Origin of the sequence: Embleya sp. NPDC008237 (assembly GCF_042956465.1) — a bacterium.
Taxonomy (GTDB): Bacteria; Actinomycetota; Actinomycetes; order Streptomycetales; family Streptomycetaceae; genus Embleya.
In genome coordinates this window covers 1-26,575 of sequence record NZ_JBIBGL010000029.1, presented here as the reverse complement: position 1 = coordinate 26,575, position 26,575 = coordinate 1, and the positions used below count along the sequence as shown (strand labels likewise).

Annotated in this window: 24 protein-coding genes; 9 read left to right on the top strand and 15 right to left on the bottom strand. The window is 71.3% G+C overall.

Features of this window, described 5'->3' with window-relative positions; translation table 11 throughout:
- Positions 1–280 precede the first annotated feature (280 nt).
- On the top strand, positions 281–1,354 hold the full coding sequence (corA, locus tag ACFZBU_RS44300; RefSeq protein WP_391589490.1) for a magnesium/cobalt transporter CorA: 1,074 nt from the start codon (positions 281–283) through the stop codon (positions 1,352–1,354).
- Positions 1,355–1,370: 16 nt separating this feature from the next.
- Here the strand turns inward: corA and ACFZBU_RS44295 are convergent, their stop codons facing one another.
- The 6 genes from ACFZBU_RS44295 to ACFZBU_RS44270 form a co-directional block, all read right to left on the bottom strand.
- On the bottom strand, positions 1,371–2,246 hold the full coding sequence (locus ACFZBU_RS44295) for an ABC transporter ATP-binding protein (protein WP_391589489.1): 876 nt from the start codon (positions 2,244–2,246) through the stop codon (positions 1,371–1,373).
- Positions 2,243–3,244: an ABC transporter ATP-binding protein gene (locus tag ACFZBU_RS44290; protein WP_391589488.1), complete on the bottom strand. Its 1,002-nt coding sequence runs from the start codon at positions 3,242–3,244 to the stop codon at positions 2,243–2,245. The genes ACFZBU_RS44295 and ACFZBU_RS44290 overlap by 4 nt, the downstream gene beginning before the upstream one ends.
- Positions 3,244–4,122, bottom strand: coding sequence for an ABC transporter permease (locus tag ACFZBU_RS44285; RefSeq protein WP_391589487.1), 879 nt, complete (start codon positions 4,120–4,122; stop codon positions 3,244–3,246). The genes ACFZBU_RS44290 and ACFZBU_RS44285 overlap by 1 nt, the downstream gene beginning before the upstream one ends.
- Complete coding sequence (locus ACFZBU_RS44280) at positions 4,119–5,150, bottom strand: ABC transporter permease (protein ID WP_391589486.1); 1,032 nt, start codon at positions 5,148–5,150, stop codon at positions 4,119–4,121. Before ACFZBU_RS44280 ends, ACFZBU_RS44285 begins: the two co-directional genes overlap by 4 nt.
- A complete protein-coding gene (locus ACFZBU_RS44275) occupies positions 5,147–6,802 on the bottom strand; it encodes an ABC transporter substrate-binding protein (protein ID WP_391589485.1) in 1,656 nt (551 codons plus the stop codon). The genes ACFZBU_RS44280 and ACFZBU_RS44275 overlap by 4 nt, the downstream gene beginning before the upstream one ends.
- Before the next feature lie 139 nt (positions 6,803–6,941).
- Entirely contained in the window at positions 6,942–8,624 is a 1,683-nt protein-coding gene (locus ACFZBU_RS44270; protein WP_391589484.1) for an amidohydrolase, read from the bottom strand.
- Positions 8,625–8,833: 209 nt separating this feature from the next.
- On the opposite strand from ACFZBU_RS44270, the gene ACFZBU_RS44265 reads away from it, so the two are divergent.
- Positions 8,834–9,529, top strand: coding sequence for a TetR/AcrR family transcriptional regulator (locus ACFZBU_RS44265; RefSeq protein WP_391589483.1), 696 nt, complete (start codon positions 8,834–8,836; stop codon positions 9,527–9,529).
- A 247-nt stretch (positions 9,530–9,776) separates the two neighbouring features.
- Positions 9,777–11,477: a flavin monoamine oxidase family protein gene (locus ACFZBU_RS44260; RefSeq protein ID WP_391589482.1), complete on the top strand. Its 1,701-nt coding sequence runs from the start codon at positions 9,777–9,779 to the stop codon at positions 11,475–11,477.
- Positions 11,478–11,693: 216 nt separating this feature from the next.
- Here ACFZBU_RS44260 and ACFZBU_RS44255 read toward each other — a convergent pair whose 3' ends face one another.
- Positions 11,694–11,987: a hypothetical protein gene (locus ACFZBU_RS44255; RefSeq protein ID WP_391589481.1), complete on the bottom strand. Its 294-nt coding sequence runs from the start codon at positions 11,985–11,987 to the stop codon at positions 11,694–11,696.
- An 88-nt stretch (positions 11,988–12,075) separates the two neighbouring features.
- A complete protein-coding gene (locus ACFZBU_RS44250) occupies positions 12,076–12,276 on the bottom strand; it encodes a hypothetical protein (protein ID WP_391589480.1) in 201 nt (66 codons plus the stop codon).
- Between the two features lie 370 nt (positions 12,277–12,646).
- Between ACFZBU_RS44250 and ACFZBU_RS44245 the strand changes: the two genes are divergently transcribed.
- The 5 genes from ACFZBU_RS44245 (at position 12,647) to ACFZBU_RS44225 (ending at position 16,115) form a co-directional block, all read left to right on the top strand.
- A complete protein-coding gene (locus ACFZBU_RS44245; RefSeq protein ID WP_391589479.1) occupies positions 12,647–13,591 on the top strand; it encodes a Scr1 family TA system antitoxin-like transcriptional regulator in 945 nt (314 codons plus the stop codon).
- On the top strand, positions 13,548–13,670 hold the full coding sequence (locus ACFZBU_RS44240) for a DUF397 domain-containing protein (protein WP_391589478.1): 123 nt from the start codon (positions 13,548–13,550) through the stop codon (positions 13,668–13,670). Before ACFZBU_RS44245 ends, ACFZBU_RS44240 begins: the two co-directional genes overlap by 44 nt.
- Before the next feature lie 289 nt (positions 13,671–13,959).
- Entirely contained in the window at positions 13,960–14,730 is a 771-nt protein-coding gene (locus tag ACFZBU_RS44235; protein ID WP_391589477.1) for an oxidoreductase, read from the top strand.
- Between the two features lie 104 nt (positions 14,731–14,834).
- Positions 14,835–15,566, top strand: coding sequence for an SDR family NAD(P)-dependent oxidoreductase (locus ACFZBU_RS44230; RefSeq protein WP_391589476.1), 732 nt, complete (start codon positions 14,835–14,837; stop codon positions 15,564–15,566).
- Positions 15,567–15,686: 120 nt separating this feature from the next.
- Positions 15,687–16,115 carry a pyridoxamine 5'-phosphate oxidase family protein gene (locus ACFZBU_RS44225; protein WP_391589475.1) on the top strand — a complete coding sequence of 143 codons (429 nt, stop codon included), beginning with the start codon at positions 15,687–15,689 and terminating at the stop codon, positions 16,113–16,115.
- A gap of 98 nt (positions 16,116–16,213) precedes the next feature.
- On the opposite strand, the gene ACFZBU_RS44220 is transcribed toward ACFZBU_RS44225, so the two are convergent.
- The 7 genes from ACFZBU_RS44220 to ACFZBU_RS44190 form a co-directional block, all read right to left on the bottom strand.
- Positions 16,214–17,149, bottom strand: a complete 936-nt coding sequence (locus tag ACFZBU_RS44220) for a LysR family transcriptional regulator (protein ID WP_391589474.1) — start codon at positions 17,147–17,149, stop codon at positions 16,214–16,216.
- 236 nt (positions 17,150–17,385) lie between these two features.
- A complete protein-coding gene (locus tag ACFZBU_RS44215) occupies positions 17,386–17,583 on the bottom strand; it encodes a hypothetical protein (RefSeq protein WP_391589473.1) in 198 nt (65 codons plus the stop codon).
- 318 nt (positions 17,584–17,901) lie between these two features.
- Positions 17,902–19,440, bottom strand: a complete 1,539-nt coding sequence (locus tag ACFZBU_RS44210) for a YfcC family protein (protein WP_391589472.1) — start codon at positions 19,438–19,440, stop codon at positions 17,902–17,904.
- Between the two features lie 154 nt (positions 19,441–19,594).
- Positions 19,595–20,944, bottom strand: a complete 1,350-nt coding sequence (locus tag ACFZBU_RS44205) for a M20/M25/M40 family metallo-hydrolase (RefSeq protein WP_391589471.1) — start codon at positions 20,942–20,944, stop codon at positions 19,595–19,597.
- A gap of 356 nt (positions 20,945–21,300) precedes the next feature.
- On the bottom strand, positions 21,301–24,669 hold the full coding sequence (locus ACFZBU_RS44200) for a serine hydrolase (RefSeq protein ID WP_391589470.1): 3,369 nt from the start codon (positions 24,667–24,669) through the stop codon (positions 21,301–21,303).
- Between the two features lie 443 nt (positions 24,670–25,112).
- Positions 25,113–25,643 carry a GNAT family N-acetyltransferase gene (locus tag ACFZBU_RS44195; protein ID WP_391589469.1) on the bottom strand — a complete coding sequence of 177 codons (531 nt, stop codon included), beginning with the start codon at positions 25,641–25,643 and terminating at the stop codon, positions 25,113–25,115.
- Between the two features lie 205 nt (positions 25,644–25,848).
- Positions 25,849–26,049, bottom strand: coding sequence for a hypothetical protein (locus ACFZBU_RS44190; RefSeq protein ID WP_391589468.1), 201 nt, complete (start codon positions 26,047–26,049; stop codon positions 25,849–25,851).
- Between the two features lie 407 nt (positions 26,050–26,456).
- On the opposite strand from ACFZBU_RS44190, the gene ACFZBU_RS44185 reads away from it, so the two are divergent.
- A partial coding sequence (locus ACFZBU_RS44185) for an FTR1 family protein (RefSeq protein ID WP_391585138.1) occupies positions 26,457–26,575 on the top strand: 119 nt, incomplete at its 3' end.

The window sequence follows — 26,575 nt, the reverse complement described above, 5'->3', positions numbered from 1 at the left end:
GCCCGGGGTGGATCCGCGCCCACGGCCCATCGGTCCGGGGCGCACGGTGCCGGACCGGCTGGTGCTGCCGCACCGGTCGCCTCCTCGGTCGACGCCGGCTCGGAAACCCGACGTGCGGCAGGCGACGTAGGCGCCGCCGCCGCCGACGGCCCGGGTCGACGGGGGCGTCGCCGCCGGGTGTGGTCGGGCACCCCGGGCGGCCGGATCCGCCGCTGCCCGCACCGCAGACGCGGGCGCCGCCTACCATCGGCGGGGACACCCTCGATTCGGGAGTAGGACCATGAGCTCGTGGCGCACGGCCAGGCGGTTCCGGCACGGCGGCGCGGTACCCACGCCCGAGGCGGGGGCTTCGCGCGCTCCCGTGGTGGTGGATTGCGCGCTGTACGACAAGGGCGTGCGGCGCCCGGGTCGGGTGCCGCTGAGCGAGGCGCTGGACGCGGCCCAGGCGGGCGAGGACACCTTCGTGTGGATCGGGTTGTACGCCCCGCTCGCCGAGGACCTGGCCGGCGTCGCCGACGCGTTCGACCTGCATCCGCTGGCCGTGGAGGACGCGGTCGAGGCCCATCAGCGGCCCAAGCTGGAGTACTACGACGACACGCTGTTCCTGGTCCTGAAGACCATCGTCTACGTCGAGCACGACGCGCTGACCGCGACCAGCGAGGTGGTCGACACCGGCGAGATCATGGTCTTCGCCGGGGAGAAGTTCGTCGTGGTGGTCCGGCACGGCAGCGCGCCGCCGCTGGTCGAGCTGCGCCAGTCGCTGGAGGCCGACCCGGCGACGCTGGCGCACGGGCCGGCCGCGGTCGTGCATGCGATCACCGACCGGGTCGTCGACGACTACCTGCGGGTGGCGGACAAGGTCGAGGACGACTTCGAGCGGCTGGAGGTCGACGTGTTCTCGCCCCGGCCGAGCAACGACGCGGAGCGGATCTATCAACTCAAGCGCGAGCTGATCGAGTTCAAGCGGGCGGTGCTGCCGCTGGCCCGGCCGCTGGAGCGGCTCTCCGCCGGCACCCTGCCCGGCGTCGGCACAGACTTCGCCGCCTACCTGCGCGACGTCGCCGACCACCTGGCGCAGGTCCGCGAACGGCTGGCCGCGTTCGACGAGTTGCTGGACGGCATCCTCTCGGCCAGCCTGGCCGGAGTGACCGTTCGGCAGAACACCGACATGCGCAAGATCGCCGCCATCGCGGCGATCCTGGCCGTCCCCACACTGATCGTCGGAATCTACGGGATGAACTTCGAGCACATGCCCGAGCTGAAGTGGACGTACGGGTATCCGGCCGTCCTGACCGTGATGGCCACCGCGTGCGTGCTGATGTTCCGGGCGTTCCGGCGCAACGACTGGTTGTGACCCCGGAGGCCGCCCCTCACCCGCTCGGGACCGCACCGCCCGCGGTCGGAGCGGGCAGTTCGCGGCGTTGCCGGGCGATCCGCTCCGGGTCCCAGCCCGGGCGCGGGATCGAGGCGAGCAGCAGTCGGGTGTAGGGGTCCGCGGGCGCGGTGAGCAGGTCGCCCACGGGTCGGTGCTCCACGGTGCGGCCCCGGTGCAGCACGAGCGCCTCGTCGCACAGATAGCGGACCACGGCCAGGTCGTGGCTGACGAAGATCAGTCCGATGCCGGTGTCCCGGCGGATGTCGGCGAGCAGGTTGAGCACCTGTGCCTGGACCGAGACGTCCAGCGCCGAGACCGCCTCGTCCAGGACCAGCAGCGCGGGCTCCACCGCGAGCGCCCGGGCGATGGCGGCACGTTGGCGCTGGCCGCCGGAGAGCCCGCGCGGCCGGGTCGCGGCCTCCCGGGGGCCCAGGCCGACCTGGGCCAGCAGTTCGCCGATCCGCGCGGTGCGGGCGGCCGGATCGCGTACCCCGTGCAGGCGCAGTACGCCATCGAGCGTCGCACCGATGGTCAACCGGCCGTCCAGCGACAGGTAGGGGTCCTGGAAGACCATCTGGACCGCCTTGGCCCGGGCCAGCCGGGCGGCCCGGCCGCGCACCGATTCGGCCAACGGGGTGCCGCGCACCACGATCCGGCCCGCGTCGGGGCGTTCCAGGCCGAGCAACATCCGGGCCGTGGTGGTCTTGCCCGATCCGGACTCGCCGACCAGGCCCAGCGCGCCGCCGACCGGCAGCGAAAAGGACAGGTCCGCGACGGCGACCACCTCGCTCGTGCCGGTGCGGTAGGTCTTGCGCAGGCCGCTGACCTCGATCAGGGGTGTCGCTTCAGGGGGTGTGACGTCGGTGGTCAACGGTCCTCCGAGTCCGGGGCGAGGTGGGCGAGCACGGGTGAGCCGAGTTCGTCCGCGCGATGGCAGGCGACCCGGCCCGTGCCGCGCGGTTCGAGGGCGGGCGGCGCCTGGTCGCAGCGGCCCGGTTCGGCGAACCGGCAGCGCGGCGCGAACGCGCACCCGGTCGCGGACTCCAGCAGGCTCATCGGCGCGCCCGGGATGGGGGTGAGCCGGGTCGGCGGACCCTCCAGCGGTGGGGACGAGCCGAGCAGTCCGGCGGTGTAGGGGTGACGCGGCCGGGTGAACAGCTCGGCCGCGCTCGCGGTCTCCACGATCCGTCCCGCGTACATCACGTAGATCCGGTCGCACGAGGCGGCGGCCAGTTCGATGTCGTGCGTGATCAGCAACAGGCCCAGGTCGCGCTCGCGGCGCAGGCGTCCCAACAGCGCCAGGATCTCCGCCTGGGTGGCGACGTCCAGGGCGGTGGTCGGCTCGTCGCACAGCAACAACTCCGGTTCGCCGCACAGGGCCGCGGCGATCATCACGCGTTGCAGCATGCCGCCGGACATCTCGTGCGGGAACTGGCGCAGGTGGCGCTCGGGGTCGGGCAGGCCGACGGCGGCGAGCAGTTCCGCCGCGCGGGCATCCGCCCGGGCCCGGGACCACCCGCCGACCAGGCGCAGCGCCTCGGTCAGGAAGTCGCCGATCCGGCGCACCGGGCTGATCCCGGCCCGGGGATCCTGGAAGATCATCGCCGCGAGCCCGGTGCGCACCTCCCGCAGCCGCGCGGCATCGGCGCCGACCAGGTCGATGCCCTCGACCCGGACCCGGCCGGTCACATCGGCGCCGGCCGGGAACAGACCGAGCGCGGCCCGGGCGGTGACCGATTTGCCGGAGCCGGATTCGCCGACCAGGGCCACGGTCTCACCGGCGGCCACGGTCAGTTCGATCCGGTCCAGGATCGGGCGGGCCATGCCGGGCAGGGTGACGCTCAGCGCGTCGATGTCGAGCAGTGTCATCAGGCGTCCCTTCCCGCGACCCGGTCGGCGAGGTGTTCCCCGACGACGTTGAACGCGACGACCACCAGCACGATCGCGACCGCCGGCACGATCGCGGAGAGCGGTCGTTCCTGGAGTACGGCGGACTGCCCCTGGTTGATCATCGAGCCCCAGTCCGGGGTCGGCGGTTGTACGCCCAGGCCCAGGAAGGACAGCGCCGCCAGGTCGAGCAGCGCGTAGCCGAAGTTGACCGTGGCCTGGGCCAGCACGGTGGGCGTGATGTTGGGCAGCAGGCCGCGGACCGAGACGAACACGGGCGAGTGGCCCTGTACCCGGTAGGCGGCGATGTAGGGCCTGGACTTCTCCGCGGCGGCCAGGCCGCGGACCAGGCGGGCGGTGTAGGGCAGGTAGGCGATGGCCATGGCCAGCACCGGCGCGGTCAGGCCCTTGCCGAACAGGGCGACCGCGAGGATCGCCAGCAGCAGCGCCGGGAACGCGAACAGGATGTCGAGCACGCGCCCGATGGCCGCGTCGACCCAGCCGCCGCGCCACGCGCTGAACAACCCGACGGCGATGCCCGCGACGGTGGCGAAGACGACCACCGCGAGCGGTCCGAACAGACTGGTCCGGGTGCCCTCGATCAGCGCCGAAAAGGTGTCGTGGCCGCCCTGGTCGGTGCCCAGCCAGTGGCCGGCGCCCGGGTCGGCGAAGGTCTCCGACAGCGAACCGAACCTGGGGTCCTGCGGAGCCAGCCAGGGTGCGGCCAGGGCGACCAGCAGGAACACCGCCAGGATCCCCAGGCACGTGTTCACCAGCCACGAGCCGCCGAGCCGGCGGAGTCGGCGCAGCGGGTCGCGGCGTGCCGGCGCCGCTGCGGAATCAAGCGTGCCGGCGCTCATCGGGCGCTCCCTCGTGCCGCGACCCGCGGGTCGATCAGCGGATACAGCAGGTCCACCAGTGCGTTGATCAGCACGAATGCGGCCACCACGAGCAGCACGATGGCCTGCACCACCTGGAAGTCCTGTTGGCTCACCGCCTGTACCAGCAGCGAACCGACGCCGGCCATCCCGAACGCGGTCTCCACCAGCGCGGTGCTCACCAACATTCCGGAGACCAGCAGCGCCGAGACGGTCACGATCGGTCCGAGCGCGTTGCGCAACACGTGTCGCCTGATCACGCTGCGCCGGGGAATGCCTCGGCTGAGCGCGACCTCGACGTGTTCGCGGCGCAGTTCGTCGAGCATCGCGGTCCGGGTGACCCTGGTGACCAGCGCGGTGAAGGTCACCGAGAGGGCGATCGCGGGCAGCACCACGTGGTGCAGCCGGTCCAGCGCGCCCTCGCCGTTGCCGAACGTCGGGAACCAGCCCAGTTGTACGCCGAACACCGAACGCAGCAGGATCGCCGCGACGAACGAGGGCACCGCGGCGCCGACGGTGACCATCAGCAGCACGGTCGAATCCGCCCAGGTCCCGCGGCGCAGCGCGCCCACGATCCCGGCGCCCACTCCGAACACCGCGATGAGCAGCATCGAGACGCCGATCAGCAGCAGCGAGGCGGGCAGTCGGGACCAGAGCACGTCGCCGACGCCCTGGTGGAAGAGGTACGAGCGGCCGAAGTCGCCCTGCAACACGCCCTCCAGCCAGTGCCAGTAGCGCACCGGGAAGGGGTCGTTGAAGCCGTACTGCTCGCGGATCGTGTCCAGTTCCTGCGGACTGGGACTGCGGCCCTTGACCAGGAAGCTCACCGGGTCGCCGGGAGCGAGGTAGAGCGAGGAGAACACCAGGAATGAGGTGACCAGCAGGGTCGTCGCCATGCCGGCGAGGCGGCGCAGCGCGGCCAGGGCGAGCGCCGGGCCGCGCCCGCCGCGCCCGCCGCTCGGGCGGGTCGCGGCGGGCACGGCCGCCTCGGTCGAGGATGCGAGGGTCAACTCTTCGCCCCGATCTCGGCGGCCCACGGGTAGTAGAGGTAGGCGATGGAGGGCTGCACACCGGTGATGCGCTTGCCGAGGAAGACGCTCACCGGCGAGGTGTACAGCGGCAGCCACGGGAGTTCGCGCAGCGCGATCTGCTGGGCCCGGGCGGCCGCGGCGGACTGCGCGGCGGGGTCCGGGGCGCCCAGGGCCTGGTTCACCGCGGCGTCGAACTCCGGGTTCGACCAGCTGCCGTAGTTGCTGAACGCGCCGGTCTGGAGCGAGCCGTACATGTCCAGCGGGTCGGTGATCGAGGTGTACCAGAAGGTCAGGAACAGGTCGATGCCCTTGCGCGCCTGGGCGTCGGTGAACAGCGAGGAGTACTTCTCCGGCGAGATGGTGTCGATCTGCGGCTTCAGCCCGATGGCGGTGGCGGCCTGGGCGACGGCCTGGGTGATGATCGTGGTCTGCGAGTCCAGCGGGCTGGTGGCGATCACGATCTTCTGCCCGTTGACACCCGCCTTGGCGGCGAGTTCCTTCGCCTTGGCCACGTCGTACGGGTAGGTGGGCGTGGTCCTGGTCAGCTCGTCCCGGACCGGGCCCGGGGCGCCTGCCCACACGTCGTCGGTGACCAGCGAGTCGGCCACCCGGCCGATTCCGCCGACGCCGGCGTCGACGATGCCCTTGCGGTCGATGGCCATCAGCAGTGCCTGGCGGACCCGGGCGTCGCCGAGCGGGCCCTGGAGATTGCCGACCACCTCGTCGGCGACGGTGGTGTTGCGGCCGAAATAGAGCTTGCCGGCCGGGGTGTTGCGCAATTGCCCGTAGGAGTTGGCGGGAACCATCCAGCCGCCGTCCACCTCGCCGGTCTGGAAGGCGTTGACCCGGGTGGTGGCGTCCGGCAGGAAGACGAACTTGACCTGTCCCGACTTGGCCTTGAGCTCGGGGTTCCAGTAGTCGTCGAAGCGCTTGAGCACGATCGACTGGCCCGCGGTCCAGGAGGAGAACGCGAACGGGCCGGTGCAGTTGACGCCCTTGGCCGGGTTCCCGTAGTCCTTGCCGGCCTTGGCCAGGGTGGCCGCGGACTCGACCGTGCCGGGGCTGGCAGCCATGTACTTGTTGAAGGCGGAGTCCGGCGTCTTGAGGGTGACCGTGACCTGCATCGGGCCGCTCTTGTCGACCGACTGCACGTTGCGGTACGGGTAGGCCCAGTAGCTGCCGACCTCCGGGTCGAGGTTGCGGCGCAGCGAGGCGACCACGTCGTCCGCGGTCAGCGCGGTGCCGTCGTGGAAGCGCACGCCGGGGCGGATCTCGTAGACCCACGAGGTCGGCGTCGGGTTGGTGTAGGAAGCGGCCAGGCCGGGCGAGGTGGTCAGGTCCGGGTTCCAGCGCAGCAGGCTCTCGCACACGTTGGCGAGGATCTGGTTCGGCGGGTAGTCGAAGGCGTACGCGTAGTCGATCGACGCGGGCTCGCCGAACAGCGACCACGTGAACGAGTCGATCGGGGCGCCGGGCGCCGTCTTGGCGGTCAACTCGTAGGCGCGGTCGCCGGATGCGGCCGGCTTGCCGCTGCCGCCGTTGCACGCGCTCGCGGCCAGCGTCGCGGCGAGGGCGCAGGCGAGGGCGATGCGGCGGAGGCGTCTTGGGCGTCCGGTACGGGGTGCGGGCATCGTCTTCCTCCGGAAGATGGGGGCGTGGCGGGCGGGCGTGGCGTGGTCGTGCTCGATCGGTCGCGATGTCGGCGGCGGTGCCCGGTCGGTCGTGCCGCCCGGTCGGTCGTCGGTCGTGCGGCCCGGTCGGTCGTGCGGCTCAGTCGCCCGCGATGAAGACCGGGCGGCCCTCGACGTAGGTGCGGCGAACCCGGGTGGCGGCGATCTCCTCGGGTGGGCCCGCGAACGGGTCCCGGTCCAGCACGACGAGGTCGGCGTATTTGCCCGCCTCGACCGTGCCGGTGACGTCGTCGAGGTGGTTCACCCACGCGCTGCCCGCGGTGTAGGCGGTCAGTGCCTGGGCCAGGGTCAGCGCCTGTTCGGGCAGGAACGGCTTGCGTGGGGCCCGGTCGGCGGGTGCGTTGGGGGCGTCGTGCGGCACGGTCCGGTTGACCGCGACATGGATGCCCCACAGCGGATCGGGGCTGCTCACCGACCAGTCGCTGCCCGCGACCAGCCGGGCGCCGGCCCGGGCCAGATCACCGAACGGGTATTGCAGCGCGGCGCGTTCGGGGCCCAGGAACGGGATGGTCAGGTCGTCCATCTGCGGTTCGTGGGCCGCCCACAGCGCCTGGATGTTCGCGGCCGCCTCCAGCGCGGCGAAGCGGGGCAGGTCGTCGGGGTGTACGACCTGGAGGTGGGCCAGGTGGTGCCGGTTGTCGTTGCGGCCGTTGGCGGCGCGGGCGGCGGCCAGGGCGTCCAGGGCCTCGCGGACCGCGCGGTCGCCCAGGGCGTGGAAGTGGATCTGGAAGGCAAGCCGGTCCAGTTCGCGGACCGCTTCGGCCAGCAGCGCGGGATCGACGAAGCTGAGGCCGGAGTTGGCGGTGGCGCAGCCGCATCGGTTCAGGTACGGCTCCAGCATCCCGGCGGTGAAGTTCTCCGCGATGCCGTCCTGCATGATCTTCACGGTGGTGGCGGCGAAGCGGCCCACGCACCCGGTGCGCCGGCGCTCGACCAGGTCCGGGATCTGCTCCAGGCCGCGTTCGCGGTCCCACCACAGGGCGCCGACCACCCGGGCGGTGAGCGAGCCGTCGCGGGCGGCGCGCAGGTAGACGTCGAAGTTGTCGGGGTTGCCGGGGAAGACGCCGATCATGGCGTCCTGCCACGCGGTCACGCCCAGTCCGTGCAGGTGGCGCTGCGCGACCAGCAGGCCGGTGAGGGCCTCGTCGGGGGTGGCCGTCGGTACGTGGTCGCCGACCAGGTCCATCGCGCCCTCTTGGAGCGTGCCGCCCGGCGTGCCGTCGGGCTCGCGCTCGATCCGGCCGTCGGCCGGGTCGGGGGTGTCCCGGTCGACGCCGGCCAGGGTCAGCGCGAGGCTGTTGACCCACGCGCCGTGGCCGTCGCGGTTGGTGAGCAGTACCGGTCGGTCCGGGACCACCGCGTCGAGCATGGCCCGGGTGGGAATGCCGCCCGGGAAGACGTCCATGGACCAGCCGCCGCCGCAGATCCAGTCGGCGTCGGGGTGGGCGTCGGCGTACGCGGCGATCACCGCGAGGTAGCCGTCGACGGAGCGTTGGCCGGCCAGGTCACAGCGGCCCATCTGCACGCCGGCGACCGCGGGGTGCACGTGTGCGTCCTGGAATCCGGGGATCAGCAGGCCGCCCGCGAGGTCGACCACCTCGGTGTCGGCGTCGACGAGTTCGCGTACCGCGTGCTCGTCGGCGACGGTCAGGATCCGACCGTCTCGGATCGCGACCGCGGCGTCGATCGGGGCGGGCGAGGTCGCGGTGAAGACCCTGCCTCCTACAAAAACGGTGTCGGCCCTGGGCCGGGTGGTCCCCATCAACGCGTCCTCTGGGTCGGTGTGGTTGTCCGGTTGGCGGATGTCGGCTCGGTGTCCGCGTGCTGCGGTGAGCGCGGCGGCATGCCGTGGGTCGGCCCGGTTCGCGTGCCGCCGGTGAACGTGCCGAGATGAGGAGTGAAACGGGAGCGCAACAGTGTTGTCAACAGTGATGCGCATCCCGGCGGTCGAATCGATACACTGACCTCACCATGCCGAAACCACCCGCAACCCCAGTCCGCAGCAAGCGCACCGGCACCCAGCTGACCCCCGAGGCGATCATCGACGCGAGCCTGCGCATCGCGGCGCGGGGCAGCGCCGACGCGTTCACGATCCGCCGTCTCGGCGAGGAGTTGGGCACCGACCCGACCGCGATCTACCGGCACTTCCGCGACAAGGACGAGCTGCTGCTGTCCGTCGCGGACCGCACGCTGGGCGAGGTGCTCGACAGCATCCCCGACGGCCTCGACTGGCGGGATCGGCTGCGCGCGCTGGCCGACGGCTCGCTCGCGGTCGCGCTGAAATACCCGGTGGTCGCCTCGGCCATGGCCAGCCGCACCACCAGACGCCCCAACGAGTTCCGGGTCGTCGAACTCATCCTCGGGATGGTCACCGAAGCCGGCCTCCACGGCGCCGACGCGGCCCTGCACTACCGGATGGTCGGCGACTCGCTGCTGGCGTACGTCGGCCAGCGCGCGGCCTACCTGCTGTTCGATCCCGAGATCCGGGCGTCGGACGAGTCCGCCTGGAAGGTCGAGTATCGACTGGTGGACAGGCAGGGATTCCCGCACATCACCCGCTTGAGCGCGGAGTTGGCCGAGGTGTCGCAGGACCGGATCTTCCACGTCCGGGTGGAGGCGCTGATCACCGCGATCGAGCAGCGCGCGGCCGCCATCCGGAAGAGCTGACACCCCGCCCGCGCCGGCGGGCCGATCCGCATCACCCCTCGCAACACCCGAAGGTCTCTCCCACAGCGTCTGCGCAACACTGTTGACATCAGTGATGCGCAGGCGCTTCACTCTCGTCCCATCGCACAGGTCGGGCTTCGACGCCGACCGGTCCGGGTCCTCTCGCCGCAACCGGCCGCGTTCGCCCGTGACAGGGCGAACACCACCGCTCGGCATTTGTCGCCACGATCCCGAGACGAGGGATTTCATGCCCAAGGAACCTTCCGGCCCACGCACTTCCCCCACCCGAACCGTCGACCGCGCCGGGCTGCCCGCACCGCTGCGCGCCGTCTTCGCCACCCACGCCGAGGCCCGTCGGCGCGGCCTGCCCGTGGCCGAGGTGGCCGGCGAGCGGGCCGAGGCGGTCCGCCGCGAGCGGGCCCGCCGTGCCGAGGAACGCGAGGCCGCGGCCGGCCCCAGCCGACGCCGGCTCCTCGGTGGCGCGGGCGCGTTGGCCGTCGCCGCCGCCACGCTCCCCGGCGGACTGCTCGCCCCCACGCGCGCCTCGGCGGCCACGCCGGTCGGCGCACCGCGCATCGTCGTGGTCGGCGCGGGTCTGGCCGGACTGCGCTGCGCACATCGGCTGTGGACGGGTCACACGCCCGTCGCCGCCACGGTCTACGAGGCCGCCGACACCCACCTGGGTGGCCGATGCCGCTCCCTGCGCGGCTACTTCGCCGGCGGCCAGGTGCACGAGCACGGCGGCGCGTTCATCAGCTCGACCGACACCGAGATCCTCGCGCTCTCCCGCCGACTGGGCCTGAACAAGGAGGTCGCCGCCGGCGGCGCGCTGGCCACCGGGGACTACAAGGCGTGGATCGATGGCGCCGGGTACGACGGCGTCGCCCAGCAGGACGACTGGATCGCACACGCCTACAGCGCGTTCAGCGCCTCGTACGCCGCCGCCGGGACACCCCGCTACGACAACTTCACCGCCGAGGCGCGTCGGCTCGACCGGATGTCCGCCCTGGACTACCTCGCGGAGATCGGGCTGCCGGCCGGCTCCCGGCTCGGCCAACTGATCCAGTCGCTGCAACTGCAATCGGGCGGCGAACCGGGCGACTGTTCGGCGATGAGCCTGATCGGCTTCCTCGGCTCCTCCGAGGTATTCGCCGGCGGCGGCTTCGACGAGAAGTATCATCTCATCGGTGGGAACGACCAGTTGGTCAGCGGCATGGTCGCGGAGCTTCCGGCCGGCGCCGTCAAACCGGGCCACCGACTGGTCGCGCTGCGGCAGAACGCCAACGGCAGCTACACCTGTACGTTCGACCACGCCGGCAGCACGGTCTCGGTCACCGCCGACCACGTCGTGCTGGCCCTGCCGTTCAGCACGCTGCGCAACGTCGACCTGTCCGGGGCGAGCCTGTCCGCGCTCAAGCTCAAGGCGATCCGCGAGCAGGGCATGGGGCAGAACGCGAAGATCGTCACCCAGCTCACCCGCAAGACCTGGCCCGCCGTCGGCGGCAACGGCATCAGCAACACCGGCCCGACCGGCTACCAGACCTCCTGGGACGGCTCGGTGAACCTGGGCGAGAACGGCGCGCCGGCCCTGCTGGTGAACTTCCCCGGCGGCAACGTCGCCCGCAACACCCTCACCGGAGCGGCACACGGCCCGGCGCCGGCGGCCGACGTGCAGTGGTTCCACACCCAGATCGAGCATCTGTTCCCGGGTACCACGGCGGCGTACAACGGCAAGGCGTACGAGGACCATTGGTCGCTCGATCCCTGGTCGCTGGGCGCCTACCACTACTACCGGGTCGGTCAGTACACCTCGATCGCCGGCTACGAGGGCGTCCAGGAGGGCCGGATCCACTTCGCGGGCGAGCACACCGACGTGGACAACTCCACCCTGAACGCGGCGGTGGCCTCCGGGGAGCGGGCCGCGGACGAGATCGCCTGCCAGATCTGAGGACGGTCGAGTCGACGTCGGCGCCGTACGGCCCCGCACCGACAGGAGCGGCGGCATCGACGGCGCCGGGGTCGGCACGGCGGTTGCCCGGCCCGCGGACGGTCATGCCCGCGGTCCGAACGACCCGGTGCGGCGGGTGACCACCTTCCCCGGGTGGTCACCCGCCGCGCCCGCGCCGCCGCCGACCTCTCCGGGCCGGCACCCCGGCGGCGGGGCTCACAGGCGGTAGCACCCGTACTCGCGTGGGGCGCGTGCGCCGGGGGGAATGGGGAACGCCATGGATCTGGCGGGGCGTTGCCCGTCGGTCGGATACCAGATGGCGTCGTCCGGTTCCACCAGTGCGAGTTCGGCGGTCCAGGCGGGGCGGGTCGGGTCGAAGGGCTGGACGTAAACCCGGTCGGTGTCCGGCTCGATGTGCTCGATCACCCCGGGCGGATGTGTCCTTCGCAGACTCTCGTCCCTGTGCTTCACCTTGCTACCGATGCCATCGAGTGTGTCGCCGGTGCTCATCGGTGTTCCTCCGATTCCGTCTTCTGCGAGTGTGGGTGCGGGAGTTGGTGCCGCACCCCGGCCAGGCCAGTGGCCGAGGTGCGGCGGTTCAGGGGGCGGGCCGGGCGGGCGGCTCGGCCGGGCGAACGCTGTCGGAGGGCATGGCCCAGGCGACCCGTCCGCCCGGAGGCTGCACCGTGAGCGTCTGCTGCCCGTCGGGGAGCGGCTGCGCCATCAGAATCTGCCCGGGGTGACGCACCCGGCGCACGGCCTCGTTGGCCGGTTCCACCCAGTCACCCTCGCGATACATCGCCACTCCCCCTTCCGGACCCGGGCGCGGCGACCTCGTCCTCCAGCACTCGGAGGTTCCCGCAGCGTGTCCGGAACTCGGTGCCGCCCGGGAGCCGGACGAACGCCTGGAGGTTGATGACCGCGGCGAACATGCCGCTTCTGCCCGACAGTTCGCAACGGACCGCGCGTTTGGCGTTGGCTTTCCAGAAGCGGGCCACGTGGTCCGTGGTCCAGTCACGGGGGTCTTCGGGGTAGCTCTCGGGAATGGGCATACCTGTCCTCTCGGTTGCCGCCAGTACTGATTCGGCCACTCTGTGAACAAGCATCGACCGGACGCCTAGGCTGCAATAGCCGCTAGCGTTTACGTGACCTGCCGTAAAGGGGGATCCATGAGCGACGGGACCCAGGAAGGGGCGTCGATCGGAGAACTGTTCGGGCGCATAGTCGCGACACTCCGCGAGGCCGCCGGCTACCGCCAAGCCGAACTTTCGCGTGCCATGTACGGCTTGAGTAGCACCCGGCTGAACCAGATCGAACGAGGAACGGGGCACCCACCGACACTGGCGAACGCTATGGCTCTGGATGCCGAACTCAACACGGGTGGGCTCCTCGCCGAGCTGTGGAAGCACAGCAACAGCCGCATGTTCCTCACGTGGTCACAACCACTCATGGAACTCGAAGGCAGCGCTGTCGAAATCCACACGTACCTCGACCAGTTCATTCCGGGGCTACTCCAGACGGAAGGCTATGCACGAGCGCTGCTACGGTCTGCTCGCACAATTCGAAATGAGGCTCATCTCGAAGAACGACTACTCACCCGATTGGGTCGACAGGAAAGACTCGACGGCCCGGACGCGCCTTACCTCTGGGTAGTCCTCAACGAAGCTGTCATTCGCAGACCGATCGGCGGCCCGGACATCATGCGTGAGCAGCTCGCGCGGCTGCTCGCAACCGAACACAACGAGCGCATCAGCCTCCAAATCCTGCCCTTCAGCGAAGGCAATTTCCCTCGTATGGGAGGCGCTTTGACGTTGCTGACGGCGCCGGACAAGCGCAAAGTTGCCTACACCGAGGGTGCGGACGACGGCCGTCTGATCGAGGATCCGGAGGAGGTCGGGCAGTACGCCGCAATCCATGAACGGCAGCGGGCAAAAGCCCTACCGTTAGGAATGTCCATGGACATGATCCGAGAAGCCTTGGAGGACCTGGACCGTGCACGCGTCCCCAGCTCAGCCCAAGCTCTACGGCTGGCGAAAGTCCAGCTACAGCAACGGCACCGGCGGCAACTGCGTGGAGGTCGCCGACGACATCCCGGGCATCGTCCCCGTTCGTGACAGCAAGCGTCCGAACGCGGGCCATCTCATAGTCGGCGCGGCCTCGTGGTCCGCCCTCACCGCGTCGCTCCGCGCCTGACGCCATCAGTTCGCCCCCACGGGCCCGGCCGCCTCCTCGGCGCCGGGCCCGTCGTCGTCGCGTCGGGCCCGAGCCCAACGCGGCGACGGGCCGAGGCGCCATAGGCATCCCCTATAGCCCCTGCTGACATTTCGTCTTTGCCTCGCCATCTCTTCCCGACCTACCGTGAAACCGCTCGACGAGGTGCGTGCCGCAAACCGCACCGCGAATTCTTCGAAGATGCGCGCTCTGCGCACGTCGATCCTTCTTCCGTCGAGCGGACAAACACGCAATCGAGAGGACCGGTGGCATGACCACGATCGAAAACGGATCGGGAACGCAGGAACTCGCGGGAAAGCGCGCCCTGGTCACGGGTGGTTCGCGCGGAATCGGAGCGGCCGTCGTGCGCCGCCTCCTGGACGCCGGCGCCGAGGTGCTCACGACCGCCAGGTCGGCGACGGGCACCGTGCCGGAAGGGGCCGCCTTCGTGGAGGCCGACGTACGGACCCGGGCCGGCGCACAGGCGCTCGCCGCAGCCGCGCAGGAGGTGCTCGGCGGGGTGGACGTCCTTGTCCACAACGCGGGTGGGGCGGGACCGTACCGGGGCGCCCTGGCCATCCCCGACGAGGAGTGGCAGGACGCGCTGGACCTGAACTTCCTGGCGTCGGTGCGGCTCGACGCGCTCCTGGCACCGGGGATGCGCGAACGGCGTTCGGGGGCGATCGTGCACGTCTCCTCGGCCGCGGTCCCCACCGTGGCACCACCGTTCCTGCACTACACGGCGGCCAAGGCGGCGCTGGAGAACTACAGCCGGGGACTGGCCGCGGAGTTGGCCCCCTTCGGGATCCGGGTCAACACCGTGTCTCCCGGCAGGACGACCACCCCCGGCGGCGAGGAAACGCGCAAGCAGTGGGCGCGGCTGGACTCGGGGCCGGGACAGGACACCACCACACCCCCACTGGGGCGCGACGGCCGGCCCGACGACATTGCCGACGCGGTGCTGTTCCTCATGTCCGAGCGGGCGAGCTGGCTGACCGGTAGCAATCTCGTCGTGGACGGCGGCGAATTCCCCCGGGGCTGACACCGCCCGCATTCCCGAAACGCGGTTCCGGCAAAAGGAATCCGGTCGGGCGTCGTCGACGGTCATTCCCCACGCCCACAAGGCATCACGAAAGGTCACACGACATGGAATTGCAGGGCAAGACCGCTCTGGTCACCGGCGGCACCTCCGGCATCGGTCTGGCAACCGCTCGATTGTTGGCCCGTGCGGGTGCCGAAGTCGTCATCACCGGCCGCGACGGCCGGCGTGGCGAGAACGCGGTGCACGCCGCGCAGGAGGACGGCGTGGTCCGATTCGTCCCGGCCGACCTGGCCGACTTGGACTCGGTCGCCGAACTGGCCCGGCAGAGCGGGCCGGTCGACATCCTCGTCAACAACGCGGGCGCCTTCCCCACCTCGCTCACCGTCGAACAGAGCGTGGCGGACTACGAGCGGATCTTCGACACCAATGTGCGCGGCGCCTACTTCCTGGTCGCCACGCTCGTACCGCACATGCTCGGGAAGGGCGAGGGCAACATCGTCAACGTCACCTCGCTTGCGGCGTTCAAGAGCTCCCCCGGTGCCTCGGCCTACAGCGCGTCCAAGGCTGCGCTGGGCTCGCTGACCCGTACCTGGGCGGCGGAGTTCGCCGACGGCGGCGTACGGGTCAACAGCGTCGCTCCCGGTCCGACCCGCACCGAAGGTGTGCTGGCCGAGTGGGGCGAGGAGGGCAACGAGGGCGTGGCCAAGGATCTGGGGCTCAAGCGCACGGCCCGGGCACACGAGATCGCCGAGGCGATCTGCTTCCTTGTTTCTCCGCGCGCCGGCTACATCACCGGTACCACGATCCACGTCGACGCGGGCGGCACCGTTTTCTAGTCGGGGCGATCCTCCGCGCGAGCGGCCGGGCGCCGCGGGAGGAGGCCACCGGCCGGGCTCACGCCGATGCCGGGTTCACGTAGGCTCGGACGGGCTTCTTCGCCTACCGGAAGGACTGGGATGAGCACCGACGCCGGTTCGCTGACTCCCGAGGATCTGGAGTTCCTCCGACGCCCTCTGCACGGATTCCTGTCCGTGGCCGGAGGGCCGATCCCGCCACAGCCCCGGCCCGTGTGGTTCGAGGCCACCGCCGAGGGCACGATCCAAGTCTTCACCGGCCCGGACTCGCCCAAGGTGCAACGCCTGCGCCGCGACCCCCGCGCCTCGATCGTCGTCGCCGCCCCGGTGGGCGAAAGCGAGCGCTGGGTGTCGGTCGCGGGCCGGGTCACCGTGGAACCCGAGGGAGCACACGACCTGTGCACCCGCCTGGCCGCTCGCTATTGGGACGTCGACGACCCGGCCCGAGCCGACCAACTCGCCGAGATGTTGGCCGCGGACCAGGTTCGACTCGTCATCCACCCCGAGGCGGTAAGTCGCTACGCGAATTGACGCCCGCGGCGCGTTCGAGCTCCTGCGCGGTGGCGGCGGCCTCGGCGGCCTCCACCTGGGGGCTTACACCCCACTTTGCGCCGGTCCGGGAGTATCCGTCAGGTCGAATGAGACAGTTCGCCGGCGGGTGCTCTCTCGTCCAAGGAAGCGGACAGGGAGGCAGCCTCGAACCAGGTCTCCTGGCGCAGGAGTTCGAGCAGCGCCGTCTCCGCAGGGCCCGCGCCCGACCGGAGCACGGCGATGACGGGCTGGGACACGACCGGAGACACCGGGCGGGCAAGGTGCTCGTAGCCGTGGGGCACCGCGGAGGCCGGGACGAGCGTCGCCCCCAGCCCGTGGGCGGCCCAGCGCACGGCCGTCGCCGTCTGGGACACCCGGGCGACCGTGGTCGGGGTCGGATCGTTGTTCCGCAGCACGTTCAGCAGCACGCCGTCGAGCGCGCTGTCTCGGTCGAACCTCACCCACGGCTCCCCCTCCAGGTCGCGCAGCTCGACCCGGTCCGCGCCGAACAGCCGGTGTCCGGCGCCCGCCACCACGACGAACTCCTCGTCGCCGAGGTGGTGGGCGTCGGCAGGGCTCCGCTCGCACGCCGCCATCAGGGCCAGGTCCAGCACGCCCCGGCGGCACAGCCGCTCCAGCTCGGCGCTGCTCGTCTCCTCGAAGACGGTGACCTCCACCCGCGGAAAGCGGCGACGCAACGCGCCCAGCGCGCCCGGTAGCTGCCGTGTGCCGAAGCCCATCTGTACCGCGACCACCAGTTCGCCGACCAGCTCTTCGGCGCCGGCCCGCGCCGTCGCCCGCGCCCGCCGCGCCGCGTTCACCGCGGCCTCCGCCTCCCGCAGGAACGCGCGACCGACCGCGGTGGGCACCAGTCCGGTCGGCGTACGGGCGAACAGCTCCACGCCGAGTTCCCGCTCCAGGCCACGGATCTGCTGGGACACCGATGGTTGGGCGACGCGCAGCAACTCCGCCGCCGCCGTCACCGAGCCCTCCTCGGCAACCGCCAGGGCGTACTCGAACTGACGAAGGCTCATCGGCTCCCGTCCCCTCCCTGCGGTGACCGCGCTCCACCCGTTGTGAGCGCTGTAATCGTCGTAAAGGCAAGCAACCCGGTTCCACCGGTGAAGATTCCCGGGGACACGCCCGGAGTCGATCCTCGTCGCAGGACCCGCGCGCAACCACCTGTCGCCCTGCGGGTCTCCGGGTTGGAGTCCCGCAGGGCGATGTTCGGAGGCCGGTCAGCCGGAGATGTCGCCCGGCGGGCGTGGATCTACGGAACGGTGGGCCGAACGGGAGCGGGGGTTCCCCAAGTGGGATCGATGGTCACCGGATTCAGCTCGGGAACGGGCGGGAAGCTGTTCACCTGCATGTCCCCATGCATGCACTGGTAGTACATGGTCTTGGCGAGGGGAGCGCCGACAGCCCAATAGGTGGCCTTCCATTGCGCGTCGCACCTTGTCTTGGTCAAGGGCACAGGCTCGGCGCCCGCCGCCGGCGTTCCGACGGCCAGGACGAACAGGGGTCCCGCCGCGGCGGTGAGTGCCATGGCAGCGGCGATTCGACGGATTCTCATGAGGAGTCGGTCCCCTTTTTCGACATTGCACGAATGCCCGTGAAGGGCTGCCCTGCGCGGGGTGCACCGGAGCGAGTCAACGATCGCAACGACCCGGCGCAGCGGTAAGCCGGCCAAAGTTGCCGATCGCGGCTACGAAAGCCACTGGCTGCGGTACCCCGCCCGTGCTAAGGAAACTACGCCGCGATCGGGGGCCCGGGGCCGGGCGCCGGGTCAGGACAGCCCCGAGCCCAACGCGACGAAGGCGCAGATCAGGACGAAGAGAATCGCCAACAGGGGCGCCGCGAAGCGGAGGTACTGGTTGTAACCGACCTTCGCCAACGACACGCCGCCCATGACGACCGCCGTCGTGGGCACCCACAGGTTCATCCACCCGGACGCCGACTGCCACGCCGTGACCACCAACGCACGCGGTACGTCGGCGAAATCGGCCAGCGGGGCCAGAATCGGCATGGCCAGGGTCGCGTGCCCCGACGTGGACGGGATCAGGAAGGCCAGCGGCAGGTTGACGCCGAAGATCAACAAGCCGAAAACCGCCGACGACGTGCCGGAGACCGCGCCCTCCATCGAATGCAGGACCGTGTCGGTGACCTGGGCGTTGTTCATGATGACGGTGACGCCGCGGGCCAGCATGATGATCAGCGCCGGCGAGACGAAGTCGCCCGCGCCCTGGATGATCGTCTCCGCGAGCTTTTGTTCGCCGAGCCGCGCCAACACCCCGATGATCACCGCCGCCACGAAGAACAGCGCAGCCAAATGGGCGAAGGACCAGTCCAGTTCCCAGCCGTAGGCGGCGGCGTCGGCGTCGCCGGTGAGCACCTGGGCCCACGGGATGATCGAGAAGATCATGAACACGAACGTGATCGTGACCGCGACCAGGACCACCTGATGGGTCCGGGTCAGCGGCGGCGGCTCGCTGTCGGTGGTCGCCGCGTCGGCCGCCTCGCGGTCCCCCGGCAGGAAGCCCACCAGCGAGCGGGACGGATCGGCCTTGACCCGATGGGCGTACCGCACCACGTACAGGATGGTCACCGTGGTCAACACGATCAGCATCAGCAACCGCAGCACGATGCCGTCGCCGAGCGAGATCCCCGCCGCCGAGGAGGCGACCCCGGTCGCGAACGGGTTGACCGTCGAGCACAACACGCCCACGCCCGCGCCCAGGATGATCGTGCCGGTGGCCACCATCCGGTCATAGCCCAGCGCCAGCATCAACGGCACGATCAGTCCGTAGAACCCGAGCGTCTCCTCGGCGAAGCCCTCGACCGAGCCGAGGATGGCGAACACCGTCATGATCGCCGCGATCAGCACCACACCGCGGGTCCGCAGCCGATGCGCAAGCCGGGCGATGCCGCGGTCCAGCGCGCCGGTGGCGAACACGACGGTGATGAACGCTCCGATGGCCAGGACGAACAGGAACACCGCCGCGCTGCCGTACAGATCGCCCGTGTTGTCCGGCGCGACCTGCCCGCTCCGGGTGTCCTTGATCCCGTACAGGCCGTTGACCGGCGACAGGAACAGGTCGTTCAGCCGCTGGACGAAGTCCTCCGGCGACTTGGTGTGGTGGTAGCTGCCCGCGACCGGCTTGCCGTCCTCGCCGCGCTGATACTGGCCGGCCGGAATCGCGAAGGTCAGCGCCCACACCGCGATCGTCACGATCGCCAGCACGGTCAGCGCGCTGGGAAAGCGGAAGCCGCGCTTGGGCGGGGGCGCTTCGTCCTCGGCCTGCGTCGAGGCTTGATCGGTGCTCACGCGCTGCTCCTTGCGGCTGCTGAAGAATCCGAGGGTGGGCCGGCGAGCCCGCGCTGCGCCGCGTCGACGGGACCTCCGCGGGGCCGACCCCGACGACGAACGCCCCTATCGAACAGCGCCGTTCGCCGCAGGCACTGGGCGTGTCGTGTCCGGCCTAGTCGCGCCCGAAGCGCTTCGCGTACGCGGCGAAGAACGCGGCCTCCGCCACCACCGCGTCGCGCAATTCGCTCACCAGCACCCGCTCGTTGGGCCCGTGCAGGTTGCACATGCTGTCCTGCGCCCCGAACAGCAGGATCTCCGCGTTCGGTTGGGCCGCCGCCAGGCTGTTGACCAATGGAATCGATCCGCCCGCCGCCGCGTGTACCGGCTCCGCGCCCCACGCCGTGCGCAGCGCCTCGTGCGCGGCCCGGTAGGCCACCCCGTCGGTGGCCGCGGCGAACCCGGACCCCGGCGCGCCGGCCTGGGTCACCCGCAGCGGCACCCCGAACGGCCTCAGCCCGACCAGGAATTCGATCAACAGGCGCTGCGCCTCCGCCGGATCCTGGGCCGGATGGCAACGCATGTTCAGCTTTGCCCGGGCGGCCGGCACCACGGCGGATGCGGCTCGTTCGACCGAGGGCGCGTCCAGGCCGACGACCGTGATCGCCGGTCCCGACCACAGGCGCGAGCCCAGGTTTCCGGTGCCGATCAGCGGCATGCCCTCGCGGATCCCGGCCAGCCGGCGGAACTCCTCCTCGTCCCAACCGCCGCCCGCCCACTGCTCGCGGCGCAGGCCCGGCACCGCCACGTCGCCGTTCGCGTCGTGCAGCGCGGCCAGGGCGTGCAACAGGACCAACAGCGCATCGGGCGCCGCCCCGCCGAAGTTGCCGCTGTGCTTGGCCTCTTCGAGGGTGCGCACCTCGACGATCACCTCGACCACCCCGCGCAGCGCCACCGTCAGCGTGCCGGTGCCCGGGCGAACGTTGCCCATGTCGGCGATCACCATCGCGTCGCACGCGAACTCGTCCGGGTGGGCCTGCGGGTAGTCGTCGAACTCGCTGCCGTACTCCTCCTGCCCCTCGAACACGATCCGGATCCCCACCGGCGGCCGCCCGTCGAAGGCCCGCAGCGCGCCCAGGTGCACGATCAGGTTCGACTTGTCGTCGGCCACCCCGCGCCCGTGGATCGCGCCGTCGACGTCGGTCGGCTCGAACGGCTGCGTCGTCCACAACGACTCGTCCCCGGCGGGCTGCACGTCGTAGTGCCCGTACAGCAGCACGGTCGGCGCATCCGGGTGCGGGGGCGGGATATGACCCGTGATCACCGGCGAGGTGTCCGGCAGCCGCAGTGCGGCGACATCCTGCACCCCGGCCTCGCGCAGCAGCCCGGCCAGCATGTCGTGGGCCTGCCGCACCGGCTCCGGCGGATGGCCGGGAAATGCGATCGACGGAATCCGGGTGAGCCGCCGCAGGTCCTCGCAGAGTTCGTCGAGCATGCCGTCGACCCGTGTGGTCAGCTCGTCCATTCGTCATGCCCCTAACCGCGCGCCGGGCACGGTGCGCCGATCGCGTCGCCCGACCCATGCTCGCCCGAAGCGGGGGGCAACGAACGGCACGCCGCGCGGCGCCGGCGGAGGCTCACCCGGGTGGCGGTAGGCCCTGACGCCGGATCTGGTCGCGCCGGCCGGCATCCGTCCTCGGGGCTGCTCGCCGCGCCGGTCTCGCCGCACCGGGAGTGGTCGCCCCGAAACGACGAAACCGGTCCCCCGTCTCGCACGGGGCGAGACGGGGGACCGGCCGGCACCGCGTCACGGGGGGAACGCGGTGATCCTGCCCGCCTCCGTGCCGGAGGCGGTGTGGGTGGCAGCGGGTGGGACAGCCGTCAGTTCACCCGCGGCGTGACCTGACCGTTCACGAACAGGTAGCGCTCGCCCGTCTCGAAGGCGCCGAAGGTCGTCTCGCGCCAGATCGTCGATCCGGGCGTACGGAGCGCGAACAGGTCCTCGGCCACCGGAACCAACGGCATTTCCTGCACGGCGTCGGGCAGGGTGTCCGCGAGTTCCCCGGTCAGCTGGATCCGCAGCACCAGGCCCTCGGGAGTCGCGCGCACCTCGGCGCGCTGCATGGCGCGCTCGTACACGCCGACGTAGCGCTCGGCGTCCACGGCCGGCGGCTCGGCCGGCGGGGCGAACAACTCGGGCAGGGCGACCTGCGCGACCTCGGCGAAGATCTCCCGGAACAGGTCCTCGTACAGTTCCGGCGCGTCCCCGCCGTTGGTCAACAGCGACACCGCCAGGCCCAGTTCGGGAATGGTCCGGAGGAAGGCGAACTGCCCGATGGTGCCGCCGTCGTGGCCGAACACCTCGTGGCCGTCCCACTCGTAGCGGTGCCAACCCAGGCCCCACGAGGCGCCGGTGACCGACAGGTCGGCCACCTCGACCTGCTTCTCGCGCATCGCGAGGGCGTGCTCGGCGCCCAGAAGCCGGGTGCCGTCGGCGGTCGCACCGTCGGCCAGGTGCAGCCGGGCGAACCGCAGCAGCTCCGCCGAGGTGGAACCGATCAGCCCGGCGGGTCCGGCCGAGCGGGGCAACATCCACACCGGGGCGACCTGTGGCGTGCCGCCGTCCTCGGACACGTGGCCGACCGCGGCGCGCAACAGCAGCGCCTCCTCGGGCAGCGTGATGGTGCGTTCCAGGCCCAGCGGCCCGCTCAGCCGCTCGCGCAACACCTGGTCCCAGGTCTTGCCGGTGAGGTGTTCGATCACCCGTCCGGCCAGCGTGAAGCCGGAGTTGCAGTACGACCAGGCGCCGCCGGGCGGGAACACCTGCGTCGCGTCGCCGAGGGTCGCCACGTACTTCGCCAGGCAGTCGTCACCGCGTCCGGTGTCGATGAACCGGTCCCCCTCGATGCCACTCGTGTGGGTGAGCAGGTGGCGCATGGTGATCTGCTTGACCAGTTCCGGGTCGGACAGCCGCAGTTCCGGCAGCACCTCGCTCAGCGGCTGGTCCAGGTCCAGCAGACCGTCCTCGACCAGTTGCATGACCAGCGTCGTGGTCCACACCTTGGTGATCGAGCCGATCTGGAACACCGAGTCCGTGGTCACCGGGACCCCGGTGTTCAGGTTGAGCACACCGTACGCGGCCTCGACCAGATCGTCCGACGCGTGCTCGTCGACGCGCAGGATGCCCAGGGTCGCCCCCGGGATCTTGTGCCGCTCGGCCAGCGTGGCCAGTCGGCGCTGCCAGTGCGCGGCGTCCAGTGCGGCCGGCCGGACGCGGCCGGCGGATCCGGCGTACTGCTCGACCCAGTCGACGATCCGGCGGTTCCAGTCCAGTCGGTGCGAGGGCGGGCCGGAGAGGATGAACAGGTGCGACCCTTCGGGGTAGAGCACCATCCGGGTGGGCACGTGCCGCTCGCGCAGCGCGGAGAACCACTGCTGGGCCTGGCCCAGCGGACAGCGCACGTCGGCACCGCCCTGCAGGATCAGCGTGGGCGTGTCGACGTCGCCCACCTTGGCGAACGGGTTCGAGCGCGCGTACAACTCGGGTGCGTCCCACGGGGTGCCGTCGAACTCGGCCCGGGACATGTAGGAGCCGAGGTCCGAGGTGCCGGCCAGGCTGGTCAGGTCGCTGACCACGCCGCCCGCGACGGCCGCCGCGAAACGCCGGTCGCGGCTGGTGAGGTAGCACGTCATGAAGCCGCCGTAGCTGTAGCCGGCGACGGCCAGGCGCTGCGGGTCGGCGATGCCCTCGGCGACCAGTTCGTCCAGCGGCTCCAGGAAGTCCGCGGCGTCCATCTCGCCCCACGCGCCGACGGTGGCGGCGAAGAACTCCTCGCCGTAGCCGTCACTGGCCCGCGGGTTGATCAGCAGGATGGTCCAGCCGCGCTCGGCCAGCACCTGGTGGTAGAGGTGCACCGGGTCGGCCGAGCCGCTCCACGCGTTGTGCGGGCCGCCGTGGATGTCCATCAGCACCGGCGAGGGACCGGTCGTCTTCGGGTCGCGCAGCAGCCGGCCGTGCACGACGGTGCCGTCGGCGAGGGTGAACCGGCGGTCGACCAGGGTGTACAGCTCGACGTCCGGCAGGGACTGCGCGCCGTGCGCGGTGAGCACCCGCTCGGTGCCGTCGGCCGGGTCCACCAGGACGACCTCGGCGTACGAGGAGGGGGTGGACAGCACGATGGCGACGGGGCCGGGGGTGGTGGGCACGGAGAGGCCGGAGACGGACCGGCCGGTACCGCCGAGCACCAGGCGCGTGCCGCCGCTTGCCAGGTCGAGCGCGTACAGGTGGGTGTTGCCGGCCTCGCGGACGCAGAACAGGAGTTCCCGACCCTCGGGCGTGGCCTGCGGCAACGCGCCCGGGTAACCGGCACCGCCCGGCATCACGTTGCGGTCCAGCGCCCCGGCGAGGTCCTCGGTGGGGCCGCCGGCCAGCGGGACGCGCAGCAGGCGGGTGTGCCCGGTGCGGGTGTGCTCGGCGCCCAGCACCAGCAGGGACTCGCCGTCGGGGGTCCAGCCGACCCAGCCGGCCATGCCGTCCGCGGTACCCACGCGAACGGCCGTCGCACCGGGGGTGGACAGGTCGAGGACGTACGCCGCGGACTGCATGGTCAGGTCCGTGTCCGGGCCCGGCCCCGCACCGTAGGCCAGTCGTCGTCCGTCCGGCGACCAGGTCGGGTCGCTCGCGTGCCAGTCGCCCTCGGTGACCCGGGTGACCTCGCCGGAGGCCAGGTCCAGCACGTGCACGTGCTTGCGCAGGGTGCCCAGCAGGCCGACGCCGTCCACCTGGTAGTCCAGGCGGTCGATGACCATCGGCGCGCTCGCCCGGGCGGCCTTCGCGGACTCGTCCTCGCCCGCGACGGCATGGATGTCGACCACGGCGCCGAAGGCCAGGCGGGTGCCGTCGGGGCTCCACACCGGCTGGCCCGCGCCCATCGGCAGTCGGGTCAGCCGGCGCGGCTCGCCGCCGTCGAGCGGCAGTTCCCACAGCTGCGGCGGGCCGTCGACCGCGCGCAGGAACACCACCCGGGTGCCGTCCGGGGACCACACGGGGGTGCTGTCCGAGGGGCCTTCGGTGAGCTTTTCCGGCTCGCCGCCCGCGGTGGCGACCTGCCACAGGGAGCGCACGTTGCGGTCCGCCTGCGGATCGACGCCGACCAGGGTGTAGAGCACCCGGGTGCCGTCGGGGGAGATCACCGGCTGCTCGGGCAGTGCGATCGCGTTCAGATCGTCCAGACGCAGACGTCGTGTCATGGCTTTCTCCATCCTGGTCGGCCCGTACGGGTCGCCGCCCCGGTCGGTCCGGGACCGGGAACGCCCGGCGAGAACCGGGGCGGCGAGTCTCCGATGGACGCCGAAACCGAACCTCGCGCGGCGCGGGGTGACCGCAGCGGAGAGTGCCGGCGCTCGTCGGGGGTGTCGAAGTCTCTCGCGGCGCTGCCCTGACGCTAGCCGGGTGCGAACACGGTGGACTTCGTAGGCTCGGACGAGGGACGCCCCCGCTTTCGGTGCCATCCCACCAAGCGCGGACCCGGGGCCGGCCGGTAAACGAGAGGCCCGGGGCGGGCGGGAAACGGGCGACCGGGGGTGGAGCGGACCGGTGGAGGGGGAAGCGTGGGCCGGCGGATGGAGGGCGTGCGGGCCGGAGCGGGCCGCTGGGTGGAGTGGACGCGCAGGGCGGGCCGGATGTGACTCCGCTAGGCCGGCGGCGCGAGCTCGTCGCGCAGGATGGCGTAGAAGGCCACGTCGCGCCAACGACCGTCGCGGAAAGTGTAGGCGCGCGCCACGCCCTCGCGGGTGAACCCGACTTTCTCCAGGGCGCGTTGCTCGGCGAGGTTGTCCACTTCGGTGCCGGCCTCGATCCGGGCCACCTGGGTGTGTGCGAACAGGTAGCGCACCAGCAGGAGTTGGGCCCGGGTGCCGATCCCTCGACCGCGCGCCTCGGGGAACAGGTTGATCCCGACGTTCCAGCAGTACGCGGTGCGCGAGGTGACGATCTTGCGCCAGGCCACGAAGCCCGACATCTCCGTGCCGCGAACCACCGGCAACAGTCCCTGGTCGTCGCCGAGCAGGCCGTTCTCCGCCCACTGGCGACGCCAACGGCCCGGATCCGACCAGCCGTACCAGGAGAACGGCCCGACCGCCTCGGGGTCGGTCAGGAACCGTTCGAGCAGGGATATGTCCGCTTCCGTCGCCGGACGCAAGGACACCTGGTCGTCGCCACTCATGATCCGACTCCGTCCGGTCGCCGTCGGCACGGTCGGCGGCACCCGGGTGTCGGCAGCGTACGAAGCCGGTGCGCCGGGGACGCGACGGGTGCGATTGTTCGAGACGACCGACGATACCTGCGGTGCCGACCGCGCTCACCGCTCCGGTGCGGTGGTCGCGGCCCGCGGAGGGCGGAGCACGAAGAGCCGAGCACGAAGGGCGGCGTCACGAGTCGCGCGGCGGCTCCTGTTCGGGGCGATTCGCCACCAGGCGACGCATCCGGGCGCGCAAGGAATGCCCGGCCCCGCCGGGCAACGGCGGCTCGGCCGCCGAATCCGGCGCGGACTCGCTCCACCGACGGGCCTGCCACACCAGGGCGGCCAATTCGTCGGCACCTGACTCCCGGGATGCATCGTGCTGCGTCATGTCGAGCCGCTGCCCCGCGCAGGAGACGCCCACGGCTGCCGAATGATCACGAATGTGCGACATATCCATAACAACGTCGGCGCTCGGCTCACCAGACGGGCGCTTCGACGTCTCCGCCGGTGACGTTCATCGCACAGACTCTCGACGCCGTTGTACACCGAACCACCCGAATCACCGCAAGATGGTTCGCGCCACACACCCGACGTCGGCCTCACCGTCCCCGTCGATGCCTGCCTCGACACCGACTCCGAGGTGCACCGCAGCACCACGCGACCCGAGCGGCACCCGAGCGAGCCGGTCCGCCGTATGCGGCATGACGCACGCCATGTTGACGCCCCGTCCGGGCGGGTGCTTTGGTGAGGCTCGCCTAATTGAAGACGTGTTCGAAATCCTGAGCGGGGTCACCTGTGTTCGCCAACTACCTGATAGGTCTGCGCGAGGGCCTGGAAGCGGCTCTGGTGGTCAGCATCCTGATCGCCTATCTCGTCAAGAGCGGGCGTCGGGACGCGTTGCCGGCGGTGTGGGC